We start from the raw sequence: 13,514 nt of genomic DNA, 5'->3' as shown, positions 1-13,514 counted from the left end.
CGCCGCGGCGGGCCCGGGCCCAGGCGGGCTGCGGCGCGGGGGCGGAGAGGCGGCGCTGCGCCGTGGAGACGACGTGGCCCTCCGGGGCCCAGACGGTCGCCGCGGCGAGCACGACGTCGACGGTCAGCCAGGTCTCGCCCCCGGCGGCGACGTCGATTGCGGGGAGGGGCGCGGTCGCGGAGTGACCCGCGGCGATCGCGCCGGTCTCGAGGACGCCGTCGGCGATCCTCCGCCCGTCGACCTCGGCGCGCCAGAGGACGCGGAGATCGGCGGTCGAGGCGTCGTGCCGCCGGTTCTCGATCAGCACGGAGTCCTCGCCGATCCGGGCGCGGACGGGTGCGACGATCTGCTTCCACTCGAAGAGGCCGGGGCTCGGCGTGCTGTCCGAGAGGACCATGCCGTCCATCACGAAGTTGCCGTCGTGGACGACCTCGCCGAAGTCGCCGCCGTAGGCGTAGTACTCGACGCCGTCGGGCGTGCGGGCGCGGAGCCCGTGGTCGCGCCACTCCCAGACGAATCCGCCGTGCAGGCGCGGGTAGCGCTCGACGAGGTCCTCGTACTGGTCGATCGCGCCGGGTCCGTTGCCCATGGCGTGGACGTACTCGCAGAGCAGGAACGGCTTGGAGCGCTGGCGCGCGGACTCGCCGGGGGAGCAGCCCAGGAGCGTCGTGCGCGAGTCGTCGTCGCCGATCTGCCGGGTCTCGGGGACCGAGGAGTACATCCGCGAGTAGACGTCGGTGTACGCGCCGGTGTAGTCGCCCTCGTAGTGCACCGGGCGCTCGGGGTCGCGCCCGTGCACCCACGCCGACATCGCGGCGAGGTTCGCTCCGGTGCCCGCCTCGTTGCCGAGCGACCAGATCACGATGCTGGGGTGGTTCTTGTCGCGCTCGACGGTGCGCTCGATGCGGTCGAGGTACGCCTCGCGCCAGGCGGGGTCGTCGCTGGGGTTCCCGGCCCAGCCCCAGCGCTCGAAGCCGTGCGTCTCGAGGTCGCACTCGAGGATCACCCAGAAGCCGAGCTCGTCGGCGAGGTCGAGCAGGCGCGGGTGCGGCGGGTAGTGGCTGGTGCGGATCGCGTTGACGTTGAACCGCTTCATCAGGGCGAGGTCCTCGCGGGCGGAGTCCTCGTCGAAGGCGCGCCCGCGGTCGGGATGCGTCTCGTGCCGGTTGACGCCGTGGAACACGACGCGCTCGCCGTTCACCAGGAAGCGGTCGCCGCGGATCTCGACGGTGCGGAAGCCCAGTCGGAGCGACACGGTCTCGCCGGTGGAGGCGATCTCGGCGTCGTACAGGCGCGGCGACTCCGCCGACCACGGCTCGACGGCGTCGATCGCGATCGGGGCGACGTCCTCGGCGCTCGCCCACTCGACCTCGAGGCCGAGCGCGGGCACGCGGAGCACCACGGGGAAGGCCTCGGGGGACGCGACGAGCTCGGTCTCGAGTCGACCGGCGCCGTCGGCGAAGGCCGTCCGCACCCAGACGTCCTCGATGCCGCCCACCGGACGGGCGATCAGGTGCGCGGAGCGGAAGATCCCCGGCAGCCACCACTGGTCCTGGTCCTCGACGTAGCTGGACGCCGACCACTGGTGCACGCGCACCACGACGAGGTTCTCGCCCGGGCGCACCGCCTCGGTCACGTCGAACTCCTGCGCGAGGCGGCTGCCGGACCCGATGCCGATCTCGACGCCGTTGACCCAGACGCGGTACCGCGACTCGACCCCGTCGAACCGCAGGACGACGGCCTCGGCGCCGGTCCACGACTCCGGGACCTCGATCGTGCGGCGGTAGTCGCCGGTGGGGTTCTCATCCGGCACGAAGGGCGGCTCGGTGGCGAAGGGGAACTGGACGTTCGTGTAGGCGGGGAGGCCGTAGCGGCCGTCGCCCTGCAGCACCCAGTGCGCGGGCACGGGGATCGAGTCCCAGGCGGAGTCGTCGAAGGACTCGGCGGCGACGTCGTCGACGCCCTCGCCCTCGGGCAGCACGTCGATCCCGCCGAGCGTGCCCGGCGCCGCCGGCAGCAGGCGGAACCGCCACTGCCCGTCGAGCGGGATCGTCGGGGCGTCGGAGTGCAGCCACGAGCGGGCGCGGCGGCGCAGGCCCCGTCCGGGAGCCGTGTCGGCGAGGTAGTGCTCGGGGGTGGGGGTCACTGCGCGGAGCCTTCCGTCAGGGCCGCCGCGCCGGAACGCTGCGGCATCGCGCGCCTCGGAGCATCCGTTCGGAGTCGAGCCGTCACGTCGTCGTGGGGGGACGCCGCCGCGTACGGCTGCGCCGTTCTGGACGCTACCACAATGTCGAGTAACCACTCGAAATTCGAGGGGAGGGGGTCACATCGTCACGAACGAGATGATGGTCGGCCCCAGGACCGCGATGAAGAGGACCGGGAGGATGAAGAGCATGAGGGGGAAGAGGATGTTGACCGGGATCTTCATCGCCTTCTCCTCGGCGCGCATCCGCCGCTTCAGGCGCATCTCCTGCGCCTGCGTGCGCAGCACCGCGCTGACCGAGACGCCGTAGGCGTCGGCCTGCACGATCGCGCGGACGAAGCTGCGCAGATCCGGGACCGACGTCCGCAGCTCCAGCGCGCGGTAGGCGTCGCGGCGCGTCATGCCCACGCGCATGTCCTGCAGGGTGCGCACCAGCTCCTCGGCGAGCGGCCCCTTGCCGTTCTCGCCCGCGCGGGCCATCGCGGCCTCGAAGCCCAGCCCGGCCTCGACGGCGATCAGCATCTGGTCGAGAGTGTCGGGCAGCTCGAGGCCGATCGCCGCCTGCCGCTCGAGACCGCGGCTGTGCAGGAGGAGGTCGGGCACGAAGTAGGCGACGACCACGACCACGAGGATCAGCAGGACGAGGATCGGCGGCGGCTGCCGGACGAGGACGAGGGAGCCCGCGGCCGCCGCGATCACCAGCAGCAGCGGCTTGGCCAGGACGACCCGGCCGAGCGGCCAGCCCGCGGGCCGGCCGGCGTGCGCGTGCAGGCGGTCGAGGCGCGCCAGCGACCCGGGCGGGAGGAGGCGCTGCGCGATCCGCTCCAGCCGCTCGGCCGTCGAACGGGTCTCGACCGCCTCCTCGACGAGCCCCTGGGTCAGGTTGCGGCGCGCCGCGGTCCGCTCGTCGCCGACGGGCGCGAGAGCGGCGAACAGCAGGGGGAGCGCCGCCAGCAGGCAGAGGGACGCGATCAGCACGGGACTGCTCCTCAGAACTTGAAGCTGATGACGCGGCGCATCCAGAGACCGCCGAGCACGAGCATGATCGCGGCGACGACCATCAGGACGAAGCCCAGCCAGTGCTCGGTGAACTTCGCCACGTAGGTGGGACTGGTGAGGGAGAGGATGCCGATCACCGCGAACGGCATCGCCATGAGGATGTAGACCGACATCTTGCCCTCGGCGGCCAGCGCCGAGACCTGGCGGCGGATCTGGTTGCGCTCGCGGATCGTGTGACCGACCTGGTCGAGCACCTCGGCCAGGTCGCCGCCGACCTCGCGGTGGATGCCGATCGCCTGCCCGACCCAGCTCAGGTCCTCGCTCCGCATGCGCTCGGCGGTCTGGGCGAGCGACACGTTCAGGTCGCGGCCGAGGCGCGTCTCGTTGACGACGCGTGCGAACTCCTCGGCGGTGGGCGAGTCCGACTCCCGCGAGGCGGCGTCGATGGCGCGCAGCAGGGAGTGGCCCGCGCGCAGGCCGCTCGCGAGCAGCTGGAGGGTGCCGTCGAGCTGGTCGGCGAAGCGGCGGCGCCGGCGGTCGGCGAGGGTGCGCAGGAGGAGGACCGCCGCACCGAGGACGACCACGACGAGCAGGATCCCCAGGATCGCCGATCCGGCGAGCAGTCCGAGGAGGAACGCCACGACGCCGGCCGCCGACACGAGGATCAGCAGCTCGGAGGGGGACTTCTTCAGGCCCGCGTCGCGCAGGGCTCCCGTGAGCCGCTCCGTCCAGCCCTGCTTCAGCAGCGCCGCCGAGATCACCTCGCTCGTCGAGCGGGTGAGCTGCGTCAGACCGGAGTCGTCGCCGCCCGCATCGGGGCGCCGGCGCTCGATCGGCAGCCGGGGGCGGGAGGAGGCGAGCACTCCGAAGAGCACGACGAGCACCGCGGCGTAGCAGAGCACGACGCCCAGGACCGCCATCATCGGCGCGCACCCGGTGTCATCGGCGCTCACCCGGCACGGGCTGGGCGAAGACCCGCGGCGAGACGGTGATGCCCAGGTCGGCGAAGCGGTCGAGGAAGCGGGGCCGGACCCCGGTCGCGACCGGGCCGCCCTGGATCCGGCCCGAGGCGTCCACTCCGGCGTAGTCGAAGACGAAGGCGTCCTGCAGCACGACCACGTCCCCCTCCATGCCCTGCACCTCGGTGACGTGCGTGACCCGGCGGCTGCCGTCGCGCATGCGGGTGAGCTGCACGATCACGTCGACGGCCGAGGCGATCTGCTCGCGGATCGCCCGCAACGGCAGGTCCATGCCGGCCATCAGCACGAGCGTCTCGAGACGGGCGATCGCGTCGCGCGGGGAGTTGGAGTGCACGGTCGAGAGGGAGCCGTCGTGCCCGGTGTTCATGGCCTGAAGCATGTCGAGCGCCTCGCCGCCGCGGCACTCGCCCACCACGATGCGGTCGGGGCGCATCCGGAGGGAGTTGCGCAGCAGCTCCCGGATCGAGACCTCGCCGCGGCCCTCGATGTTGGCCGGCCGGCTCTCGAGCCGGACCACGTGCGACTGCTGCAGCTGCAGCTCGACCGCGTCCTCGATGGTGATGATGCGCTCGCCGTGGGGGATGAAGGAGGAGAGCACGTTGAGCAGGGTCGTCTTCCCCGTGCCGGTGCCGCCCGAGACGATGATGTTGAGGTGCGCGCGCACGCAGGCGTCGAGCAGCTCGGCCATCTCGGGCGTCACCGAGCCGAAGCCGACGAGGTCGGACACGGTGAGCGGATCGCGGGAGAACTTGCGGATGGTGAGGGACGAGCCGTTCACCGCGAGCGGCGGGATGACGGCGTTGACGCGCGAGCCGTCCTCGAGCCGGGCGTCGACCAGCGGCGACGACTCGTCGATGCGGCGCCCCACGCGGGTGACGATCTTCTCGATCACGGCGCGCAGCTGCGCCTCCGAGCGGAACCGGGTGCCGCTGAGCGTCAGGCGGCCGCCGCGCTCGACGAAGATCTGCTCGTGACCGTTGACCATGATCTCGGTGAGGGTCGGGTCGTCGAGCAGCGGCTGGAGGGGTCCGAAGCCGAGCACGTCGTCGGCGATCTGGGCGACGAGCCGCTGCCGCTCCTCGGGCGTGAGGGGCGCGGACTCGGCGTCGACGATCTCACCGAGGATCTCGCGAGCCTGGCCGAGGAGGTCGGCCTCGGCGAGCGTGGGGTCGTTCAGCCTGGATCCCATCCGGCGGAACAGCTCGTCGCCGACCCTGCTCTTCAGTGCCAGCAGCCCGTCCTCCCGCGCGCGCTCGTCCTCCTGAGGCTCGGGATCCGGTTCGGGCGCGGCAGGGGGGAGAGGCGCGGCGACCGGCACGTAGGGCGCGTCGCGCTCGGCGTGCTTGGAGGCGAGGCGTTCGGCGAGGCTCACTGGATCCTGGCCCTTCTGCGCAGTGCCGCCCCGTCGGCGGAGGTGAACGAGTTCGCGAGCTTTCCGAGCAGCACGGCGGCGCGCGAGCGGCGCTTGGAGAGCAGGAGCGGCTGGCCGGCGTTGATCGACAGCGCGAGATCGGCCGAGCGCGGCACGACCGCGGTGACCGACATGCGCACGGTCGCCTCGATGTCCTTCACGGTGATCCCCGACTTCTTCTCGGCGAGGTTCACGACCAGGTGGCGGTTCTCGGGCAGCAGGCCCAGCTCCTCGAGCACGGTGAGCTCGCGGCGGAGCCCCCGGACGCCGGGCACGTCCATCGCCGTGACGAAGAGCGCGTCCGTCGCGACCTCGAGTGCGGCGAGGGTGTGGTCGGTGAGACCGGCGGACGTGTCGACGACGACGTACGCGAAGTCGGAGGACAGCTGGCGGAGGAGGTGCGTGACGGCGTCCGAGGAGATCCGGTCGGCGTCGGCGGGGTCCTTCGGCGCGCTCAGCGAGTAGAAGCCCGCCTCGTGCACGGCCAGGTAGGCCTTGAGCACGAGGAGGTCGGAGGCGGCCGCCGCGCCGACGGCGTCGCGGAGCGTGTGCACCGGATCCAGGCCCAGGGCGCTCGCGACGTCGCCGAACTGGGCGTCGAGGTCGACCAGCACGGTCGAGAGCGGAGCGACGCGGCCGAGAGCGACGGCGAGATTGACCGAGAGCGTGGTCTTGCCCACTCCGCCCTTGGGGGACAGGACGACGACGATCTTGCGCTGCGGGCCGCTCCGGGCCGCCGGGCGATCGCCGATCCGGGCCTGGGCTGCGCGGCTCGAGCGGCGCAGCACCTCGCCGAGGCCGGCGTCGTCGGAGCCGGGGGCCAGGACGTCGCGGACACCGGCGCGCATCGCGGCGACGGCGAGCTCGGGATCGGGGGTCGTCGACGAGGACGAGCGTGATCCGCGGGAAGGCGGTGTCGAGCGCGGCGGCGAAGCGCAGCGCGGCGGTGCGCTCGATCCCGGGACCGATCAGGACGACGTCGATCGGCTCCTCGCCGGGCGGGGGCAGGATCGCCTCCGGACGCAGGCCGGTCGCCTCGGCGGGCACGGCGGTCACGCCGGAGTCGTCGTCCCCGGCGAGGGCGGCGGCGACGCGGTCGACGAAGGAGGCGGAGTCGGTGACCGCGAGGAAGCGGGTCACGGGAGGATCTCGGCGGGAGTGATGACGCGGGTGCCGCTCGGGTCGGTCCCCTCCGGCTGCTTGGTGAGCCAGATCCCGGCGAACTGGGCTGCGCTGACGATCAGCTCGGCGTCGGGGCCGTTCACGGCGAAGGTGACGTAGACGGAGCCCTCGGGGGTCGGTGCGACTCCGCTCGTGTCGCCCTCGACCGCCGCGCCGAGCCCCTGGAGTGTCGTGACGAGGACCTTCTGCAGGCGCATGTGCGTCTCCGCGTCACGCGTGATGATCATTCCGACCGTGTCCCCGGGGGCGAGGGCGCCGCCGACGACGCGGTCGGGGGTCAGCAGAACGGTCACCTCCTGCAGCCCGGCGGGGACGTCGACGCGACCGGGGACGTCGAGAGCGTCCGGCGACACCATCCGCGTCGTGAGCAGCTGCTCCCCGGTCACCAGATCGACCGACGTCACCAGGCCGCCGAGGCCGTCGAGGGTGGTCGCGGCGCCGACGGCGACGGCCGCCTGAGGGAGGGCCTTCACCTCGAGGTACGGCGAGAGCTGCTCGGCGGGAGTGCCGGCGGGCGCGTCACGGGCGAGCACGAGGACGTCGACCGGCCGCTGATCCTCGAGGGCGCGCTGATCGGCGTCCCGGGCGTAGAGGGTCACGGCCATCACGCCGACGACGGCGAGCACGAATCCGAGGATCGCGAAGAGGATGCGGAGCTTCACGGGGCAGGGGGTCCTAGTCCGACAGGGTGATGATGGAGGCGCCGAGATCCGCGCCGCCGGAGGTGAACGCGTCGTCGAGCGAGACGAACTTGACGAACTTCCCGATGACGCCCTTGCAGGTCCCCTTGCATCCCGCGCCCGGGTAGGTCTGGTTGTTCCAGCTCATGCCGGGGAAGTTCCAGCCGAGCACCTGGAAGGCGGCGAATCCGCTGATCGTGTACCAGCCACCCGATCCGGTCCCGCCCTTGTCCGAGTAGACGGGGAGCAGCACCGTGGTGCCGCCGAGCTTGGACAGCTGGGCGGAGCAGCCCGGGGGGAGGCTGACTCCGGTGCTGCCGGAGACGGGAGCGGGCTTCTTCGTGTCGACCTTGGCGCGGCACGTCCCCACGGGGTCGTGGAGCCAGCCGAACCCGCCGGGGAGGAGCTGCCCGGAGGGACTCTCCGTCTGGCAGGCGGTGCCGCCGGAGTCGCCGTGCATGCTGATGACCTGCACGGCACCGTCGAGCTGGAAGACGCACGGCGCGAAGGCGAGCGCGAGTGCCGCCTCGCCCGCCCCGGGGCTGCCCCAGGACGAGGTGGCCGACCGGCCGACCTCGAGGGAGTCGATCCCGAAGACGGGAGCGAACACCGTCGCCAGGGAGCCGGCGCCGGTGGAGCCGTCCTCGGCGGAGGTGGTCACGCGCACCGAGTTCGCGGTGGGGAAGGTCGTGACGGCGCCGGACGCTCCGTCGCCGGCATTGGCGTCGGCGTAGGTCGCGGCGAGGGCGACGGCCGCAGCCTTCGCGGCGGCGGTGGTGCAGGGCGTCGCCGCGCAGCTCTGGGCCACGGCGAGGGCGGCGGCGTCGGCTCCGTTCTGCAGCTCGGCGCGCTCGAGGTTCAATCGGGCGATGTCGATCGCGAGGGCGGCGCAGGCGAGCACGACGACCATGGCGACGGCCACGACGATCGAGACGGCGCCGCGCTCGTCCGAGAGGCGCGCAGTCAGCCGCCGCATCGCATCGCCGCCTTCCCGGTCAGGGTGATGCCGTCGCCGAAGAGGCCGGTCATCAAGTGGTACTGGTAGCGGATGGTGGTCGTGCCGAGGGTGCCGACGGTGCAGGCGGTCGGCGAGACGGCGATCTGGGCGTCGGTGAGACCGGGGGACAGGTTGAAGGCCGCATTCTTCACGGCAGTTCTCGCCGTCGCCGGATTGTTGTGCAGCGCCATGCTTCTGGCGCCTTCTCGGGCCGCATTCGTGATGGTTGTCTGCGCGGTGAACAGGAGAGAGAACTCCACTATTCCGACGAGGATGACCATGAGGATGGGGAGGAGTAATGCAAATTCCAGCGCGACTGCGCCTTTCTCTTCTCCGAGTCGTCTATTCACAGGAGACCTCTGGAACGAGACAGGGACGGTGCGGCGGGGCACCCGCAGCACCGTCCCTGGGAGCGGTCGATCAGCCGGCGGCGGGTACGGCAGGCTTGGGTGCATCCGAGGCGGGAAGCTGCTCGGAGACGTCGGTGAAGATGTCACCCAGCTGCGGGCCGAGGACGACGACGACGCCGATGATCACGACGGCGATGAGGCCGACGAGCAGGCCGTACTCGACGGCGGTCGCGCCCTTCTGGTCCTCGCGGAGGCGGTCCTTCGCAGTGGTGACGAGAGTCTGGAGCGAGATGAGGAGAGAGAGCATGGTGAACCTCCGAGATGGGGTGAGCGAGACCGGTTTACAAGGGGAGCAGGTGGTCGGCGATCCTGTGTGAGACCGATCGTGCGACTACCGGTGGTGCTGTCGCGGGAAAAGAGGAGCAGTCGGATCACGGGGGTGATCGAGAGCCCGCCGATATTCATTCGGCTGCATTCATTTCAGCGACATCACTGATGATAGAGAGAACGCCCGGTCCGTCTCGTACCCTTCCGGGGGACAAACCGACTGACGATACGTCCCTGCTCGTCACACCGGGAGAGCGAGCACCAGCACGGCCCCGGCGAGCATCATCGGCCCGAACGGCACGGGTGTCCCCCGCCGCGCACGGCCCGTCGCCAGGAGCACCGCCGCGGCCAGCGCGGCGAGGACGAAGCCGGCGGCGGCGCCCAGGAGCAGCTCCGTCCAGCCCCGCGAGGCGAGCATCGTGCCGATGACCGCCGCGAACTTGACGTCGCCCATCCCGAGGCCGCCCGGCGAGACGAGGGCGAGCACCAGGTAGACCGCGAACAGCACCAGCCCGCCCAGCAGCGCACGGAGGCCGTCGGCCGGCCGGCCGTCGACGAGGCTCGCGGCCGGGACGAGCAGACCGCCGAGGGCGATCGCGGGCACGACCAGCACGTTCGGCAGCAGCCGGTGCCGCAGGTCGATCACCGAGAGGTGCACGCCCACGACGGTGAGCAGCACGAGGACGGCCAGCACGGCGCTGGGCCCGGTCGCGGCTGCGAGGGCCGCCGCGCCCAGGGCGCTCACCGCTCCCGTCGCGACCGCCACACGAGCCGACGAGCGTCCCGGCGGCAGTCCCCCCTCGACGCGGGGGAGGCGGCGGAGCGCGGTGTCGATCAGGGCGCCCGCGGCGAAGGCGACGACCGCCGCGATCACGACGAGGGCGGCGGAGGAGGGCATGCGCTCCATCCTGCACGCCGCGTCGTCGGACACGGCTCATTCCCGGGTTGACGGCGCATACTCGCGGCGGCCGCGCGCGGGAGACCCCGCGGTCCGCCGGTGTTCACCGCCGGCGAGCGGGAGAGCGAGACCGTTCCACCGCCACACGGGAGCCCCCTGGCGTGAGACCCCGGGGGGCTCCTCCACCTCCTCCCCGGGGCCTCCGCTCCTCCTACTTGACGGAGCCCTCGGTGAGCCCGCCGCGCCAGAAGCGCTGCAGCACGACCATCGCGATCGCCAGCGGGATGATCGACAGCAGCACGCCCCCGGTCGTCAGCTCGTAGAACTCGGGCAGGCGGTCGACCTGGCTGAGCCAGTTGTTGAGGCCGAGCGTGATCGGGAACAGCTCGGTGTCCGACAGCATGACCAGCGGCAGGAAGTAGTTGTTCCAGATGCCGACCAGCTGGAAGAGGAACACGGTCACCAGCGCCGGGGTCAGGATGCGCAGCCCCAGTGTGTGGAAGATCCGCAGCTCGCTCGCCCCGTCGATCCGCGCCGCCTCGATGATCGCGGTGTCGACTGTCGCCTGTGCGTAGATGCGGCAGAGGAAGAGGCCGAACGGCGAGACCAGCGAGGGGATCAGCACGCTCCAGTAGGTGTTCGCGATGCCCATCTGGCTGAAGAGGAGGAACAGCGGCAGGGCCGTCGCGGTGCCGGGCACGAGCACTCCGGCGAGGATCGTGCCGAAGACGAGCCGGTTGCCCCGGAACTCGTACTTCGCGAGCGCGTAGCCGCCCGCCGCGGCGAGGTACGTCGCGAGCAGGGCTCCGACTCCGGCGTACAGCACCGAGTTGAGGAACCAGCGGACGAAGATGCCGCCGTCGTAGCTCAGCACCTGGCCGAGGTTGTCCCAGAGCGCGAACGTCGGGGCGAACCAGAAGCCGTAGGTGGCGAAGAGGTCCTCGGTGGTCTTGGTCGCGGCGACCACGACCCAGTAGACGGGGACGAGGAAGTAGACCGCGACGATCATGAGGACCGCGGTGACGATGATCGTGGACGCGCGGTTGCGGCCGGCCGAGCGGTCGGGACCGCGACCCGCCTTCGCGGGCCGGTTCGCGGTGACGACCCCGGTGGTCGTGGGCTGCGCGTTCTCGCGCGTCGCCTGGCTCATGAGGACTTCCTGTTCGAGATCGAGAGGAACGTGAAGGAGAGGACGAACGCGACGAGGGCGATCAGCACGGCCTGCGCGGCGGCGACGTTGTAGTCGTTGTAGGCGAAGGCGGTCGTGTAGGCGCTGAGGTTCGGCGTGTACTGGCTGTCGATCGCGGGGGCGACGGTCTTGAGGACCTGCGCCTCGGCGAAGAGCTGCAGGGTGCCGATGATCGAGAAGATCGTGGTCAGCACGAGCGCCGGGCGGATGAGCGGCAGCTGGATGCTGCGCGCGACGCGGAACGTGGTCGCTCCGTCGACCTTCGCCGCCTCGTACAGCTCGACCGGGATCGCCTTCAGCTGGGCGACGATGATCAGCATGTTGTAGCCGGTGTAGCTCCACAGCGAGATGTTGGCGATCGACCACAGCACCGAGTCCGCGCCGAGGAAGTCGGGCTCGAGGCCGACCACGTTCGCCGCGTCGATGATCGGGCTGAGCCCCGGCACGTAGAGGAACGACCAGAGGATCGTCGCGATCACTCCGGGCACCCCGTAGGGGAGGAAGTAGGCCGCGCGGAAGAAGCCGGGGAACCGGGCCGAGGCCGACTCGAGCATCAGCGCGAGCACGGTGCAGAGCGCGATCATCACCGGCACCTGGACGACGCCGAAGAGGAACATGCGGCCGATCGAGGCGAGGAAGTTGCCGTCGGCGAGGGCCTGCGCGTAGTTCGAGAACCCGGCGAACTCCGTCGTCACTCCCGCCTCGCCGAAGAGCCCCGAGCGGGTCACCTTCGTGAAGCTCGAGCCGATGGCCACGACGATCGGGATGATGAAGGTGAGGACGAACAGGGCGAGGAACGGGGCGAGCAGGATCCACGGGGCGCGCCCCACGGCTCCGCTGCGCTTCCGGTTCCCGGTGTCGCCGGTCGCCGCGACGGCGGCTGCGGCGGGGGAGGTCGTCGTGGTCATGCCGAGGCCTTCCTGATGCTGAGGCCCTTGTTCTGGAAGACCGTGATGATCTGCTGCTCCGCCTCGGCGACCGCGTCGACGAGAGTGGTGCCCGACGCCTTCTTCCGGAAGCCGTCGCTGAGGATGTTGAAGGACTGCTGGGTGACCGGCCACCAGGACCAGTCGGGGTTCTGCTGCTGCGAGGCGGGCACGAAGACCTCCTCGTTGTAGTTCTGGCCGCTGAAGAACTCGCTCGGGCCCTTGCGGGAGGTGCCGATCTCGCCGACCGCGGGCGACCAGCCGATGCCGCTGTTCGCGATCATCGCGTCGATGCCCTCCTGCGACGTGGTCATCCAGACGGCGAACTCGAGCGCCTCCTTCGGGTGCGCGCTGCTGGCGAAGACGGCGGCCGTCGATCCGCCCAGGAAGCTCGAGCCGAAGCCCGTGTCGCCCCAGACCGGCATGGGCGCCGCGCGCCACTTGCCCGAGCCGCCGCTCACGCCCTGGATGAGCGCGTCGCCCCAGCTGCCCGTGGTGCAGGAGGCGATGCCGCCCGTCGCCGCCGCGGCGAACCACGCGGGGGAGTAGGCGCCGTAGCCGGTCTCGACGAGGTCCTGGTCGATCGCGGTGTCGAAGAAGGAGGCGACCTGCGTCGTGGCCTCGTCGGTCATGTCGATGACCCAGCCGTCCTCCTCCGCCGTCAGCCACTGCGCGCCGGCCTGCGTGGCGAAGGCCGCGAAGACGGAGGCGTCGGCGAGGGGGAAGCAGTCGATGTAGGAGTCGGCGGCGCGGAGCTCGGTCGCGACCGCCGCCCAGTCGTCCCAGGTGCGCGGGGGCTCGGCTCCGACGCGGCCGAGCACCTCGGCTGGTAGAAGAAGGCCATCGGGCCGCTGTCCTGCGGGATCCCGTAGACGCCTCCGGTGTAGCTGACCTGGCCCCAGAGGGTGGGGTCGTACAGATCGGCGTAGTCGGCGGCGCCGTAGCGGTTGAGGTCGACCAGCCCGTTCACGAGCATGAACTCGGGCAGCGAGCGCAGCTCGACCTGGCCGAGGTCCGGACCGCCGCCGGCTGCGAGGGCCGAGTAGAGCTTCTGGTAGCCGCCCGCGTTGCCGCCGGGGATCCAGACCGCGTCGACCTGCACGTCCGGGTGCGAGGCGTTCCAGACGTCGCAGACCTTCTGCAGGTCCTTCAGCCAGGCCCAGTACTGCAGGCGGATCGGTCCGCTCGCGGCCGGGATCGCCGGCGCGGTGTTGACCGAGGTGGTGCCCGGGGTGGCGCAGGCCGCCAGGCTCCCGAGTGCGGCCGTGCCGAGTCCGGCGGCCATGAGCTGTCTCCGTGTGAACGGCTTCACTGTCCCTCACTTCGTCGTGGATGGGTGCCGTGGAGGTCTCCCGGCCCGGTGGATCGGACG

12 protein-coding genes and 2 pseudogenes are annotated in these 13,514 nt (G+C 71.5%); all 14 read right to left on the bottom strand.

Annotated features, from left to right (window positions below; genetic code table 11):
- Positions 1-2,146, bottom strand: a 2,146-nt coding sequence (locus tag B0T42_RS05505; RefSeq protein ID WP_077222261.1) for a glycoside hydrolase family 2 TIM barrel-domain containing protein, incomplete at its 3' end; no start/stop codon positions are given.
- A 177-nt stretch (positions 2,147-2,323) separates the two neighbouring features.
- Positions 2,324-3,181: a type II secretion system F family protein gene (locus tag B0T42_RS05500; RefSeq protein ID WP_236720134.1), complete on the bottom strand. Its 858-nt coding sequence runs from the start codon at positions 3,179-3,181 to the stop codon at positions 2,324-2,326.
- An 11-nt stretch (positions 3,182-3,192) separates the two neighbouring features.
- On the bottom strand, positions 3,193-4,155 hold the full coding sequence (locus tag B0T42_RS05495) for a type II secretion system F family protein (protein WP_236720133.1): 963 nt from the start codon (positions 4,153-4,155) through the stop codon (positions 3,193-3,195).
- Positions 4,142-5,554, bottom strand: a complete 1,413-nt coding sequence (locus tag B0T42_RS05490; RefSeq protein WP_446737358.1) for a TadA family conjugal transfer-associated ATPase — start codon at positions 5,552-5,554, stop codon at positions 4,142-4,144. The genes B0T42_RS05495 and B0T42_RS05490 overlap by 14 nt, the downstream gene beginning before the upstream one ends.
- Positions 5,551-6,441 (bottom strand): CpaE/TadZ family protein, encoded by an 891-nt coding sequence (locus B0T42_RS05485; protein ID WP_077222259.1) that lies wholly within the window; start codon positions 6,439-6,441, stop codon positions 5,551-5,553. Before B0T42_RS05485 ends, B0T42_RS05490 begins: the two co-directional genes overlap by 4 nt.
- Positions 6,442-6,729: 288 nt before the next feature.
- A complete protein-coding gene (gene cpaB / locus B0T42_RS05475) occupies positions 6,730-7,437 on the bottom strand; it encodes a Flp pilus assembly protein CpaB (RefSeq protein ID WP_077222257.1) in 708 nt (235 codons plus the stop codon).
- A gap of 13 nt (positions 7,438-7,450) precedes the next feature.
- Entirely contained in the window at positions 7,451-8,431 is a 981-nt protein-coding gene (locus B0T42_RS05470) for a pilus assembly protein TadG-related protein (RefSeq protein ID WP_077222256.1), read from the bottom strand.
- Entirely contained in the window at positions 8,419-8,643 is a 225-nt protein-coding gene (locus B0T42_RS21065) for a hypothetical protein (RefSeq protein ID WP_236720139.1), read from the bottom strand. Before B0T42_RS21065 ends, B0T42_RS05470 begins: the two co-directional genes overlap by 13 nt.
- A 15-nt stretch (positions 8,644-8,658) precedes the next feature.
- Positions 8,659-8,907 (bottom strand): annotated as a pseudogene (locus tag B0T42_RS21905) (TadE/TadG family type IV pilus assembly protein); the annotation flags it as partial.
- Positions 8,873-9,109, bottom strand: coding sequence for a Flp family type IVb pilin (locus B0T42_RS05460; protein WP_077222254.1), 237 nt, complete (start codon positions 9,107-9,109; stop codon positions 8,873-8,875). The pseudogene B0T42_RS21905 and the gene B0T42_RS05460, both read right to left, overlap by 35 nt.
- A gap of 261 nt (positions 9,110-9,370) precedes the next feature.
- A complete protein-coding gene (locus B0T42_RS05455) occupies positions 9,371-10,027 on the bottom strand; it encodes a prepilin peptidase (RefSeq protein ID WP_158078048.1) in 657 nt (218 codons plus the stop codon).
- Between the two features lie 211 nt (positions 10,028-10,238).
- A complete protein-coding gene (locus tag B0T42_RS05450) occupies positions 10,239-11,177 on the bottom strand; it encodes a carbohydrate ABC transporter permease (RefSeq protein WP_077222252.1) in 939 nt (312 codons plus the stop codon).
- Complete coding sequence (locus B0T42_RS05445) at positions 11,174-12,124, bottom strand: carbohydrate ABC transporter permease (RefSeq protein WP_077222251.1); 951 nt, start codon at positions 12,122-12,124, stop codon at positions 11,174-11,176. The genes B0T42_RS05450 and B0T42_RS05445 overlap by 4 nt, the downstream gene beginning before the upstream one ends.
- A pseudogene (locus tag B0T42_RS05440) lies at positions 12,121-13,454 on the bottom strand (ABC transporter substrate-binding protein). The gene B0T42_RS05445 and the pseudogene B0T42_RS05440 overlap by 4 nt, the downstream one beginning before the upstream one ends.
- Positions 13,455-13,514 lie beyond the last annotated feature (60 nt).

The sequence above is a fragment of the Rathayibacter rhapontici genome (genome assembly GCF_001995175.1).
In the GTDB taxonomy this organism is placed as follows: domain Bacteria; phylum Actinomycetota; class Actinomycetes; order Actinomycetales; family Microbacteriaceae; genus Rathayibacter.
Note: the sequence above shows the minus strand (reverse complement) of the source record. Positions and strands in the feature narration are given on the sequence as shown.

Coding starts and splice junctions, on each gene's coding strand:
- B0T42_RS05470 (WP_077222256.1), bottom strand. CDS start 8,431: ATGCGGCGGCTGACTGCGCGCCTCTCGGACGAGCGCGGCGCCGTCTCG.
- B0T42_RS05455 (WP_158078048.1), bottom strand. CDS start 10,027: ATGCCCTCCTCCGCCGCCCTCGTCGTGATCGCGGCGGTCGTCGCCTTC.
- B0T42_RS05450 (WP_077222252.1), bottom strand. CDS start 11,177: ATGAGCCAGGCGACGCGCGAGAACGCGCAGCCCACGACCACCGGGGTC.
- B0T42_RS05460 (WP_077222254.1), bottom strand. CDS start 9,109: ATGCTCTCTCTCCTCATCTCGCTCCAGACTCTCGTCACCACTGCGAAG.
- B0T42_RS21065 (WP_236720139.1), bottom strand. CDS start 8,643: ATGGCGCTGCACAACAATCCGGCGACGGCGAGAACTGCCGTGAAGAAT.
- B0T42_RS05445 (WP_077222251.1), bottom strand. CDS start 12,124: ATGACCACGACGACCTCCCCCGCCGCAGCCGCCGTCGCGGCGACCGGC.
- B0T42_RS05485 (WP_077222259.1), bottom strand. CDS start 6,441: ATGCGCGCCGGTGTCCGCGACGTCCTGGCCCCCGGCTCCGACGACGCC.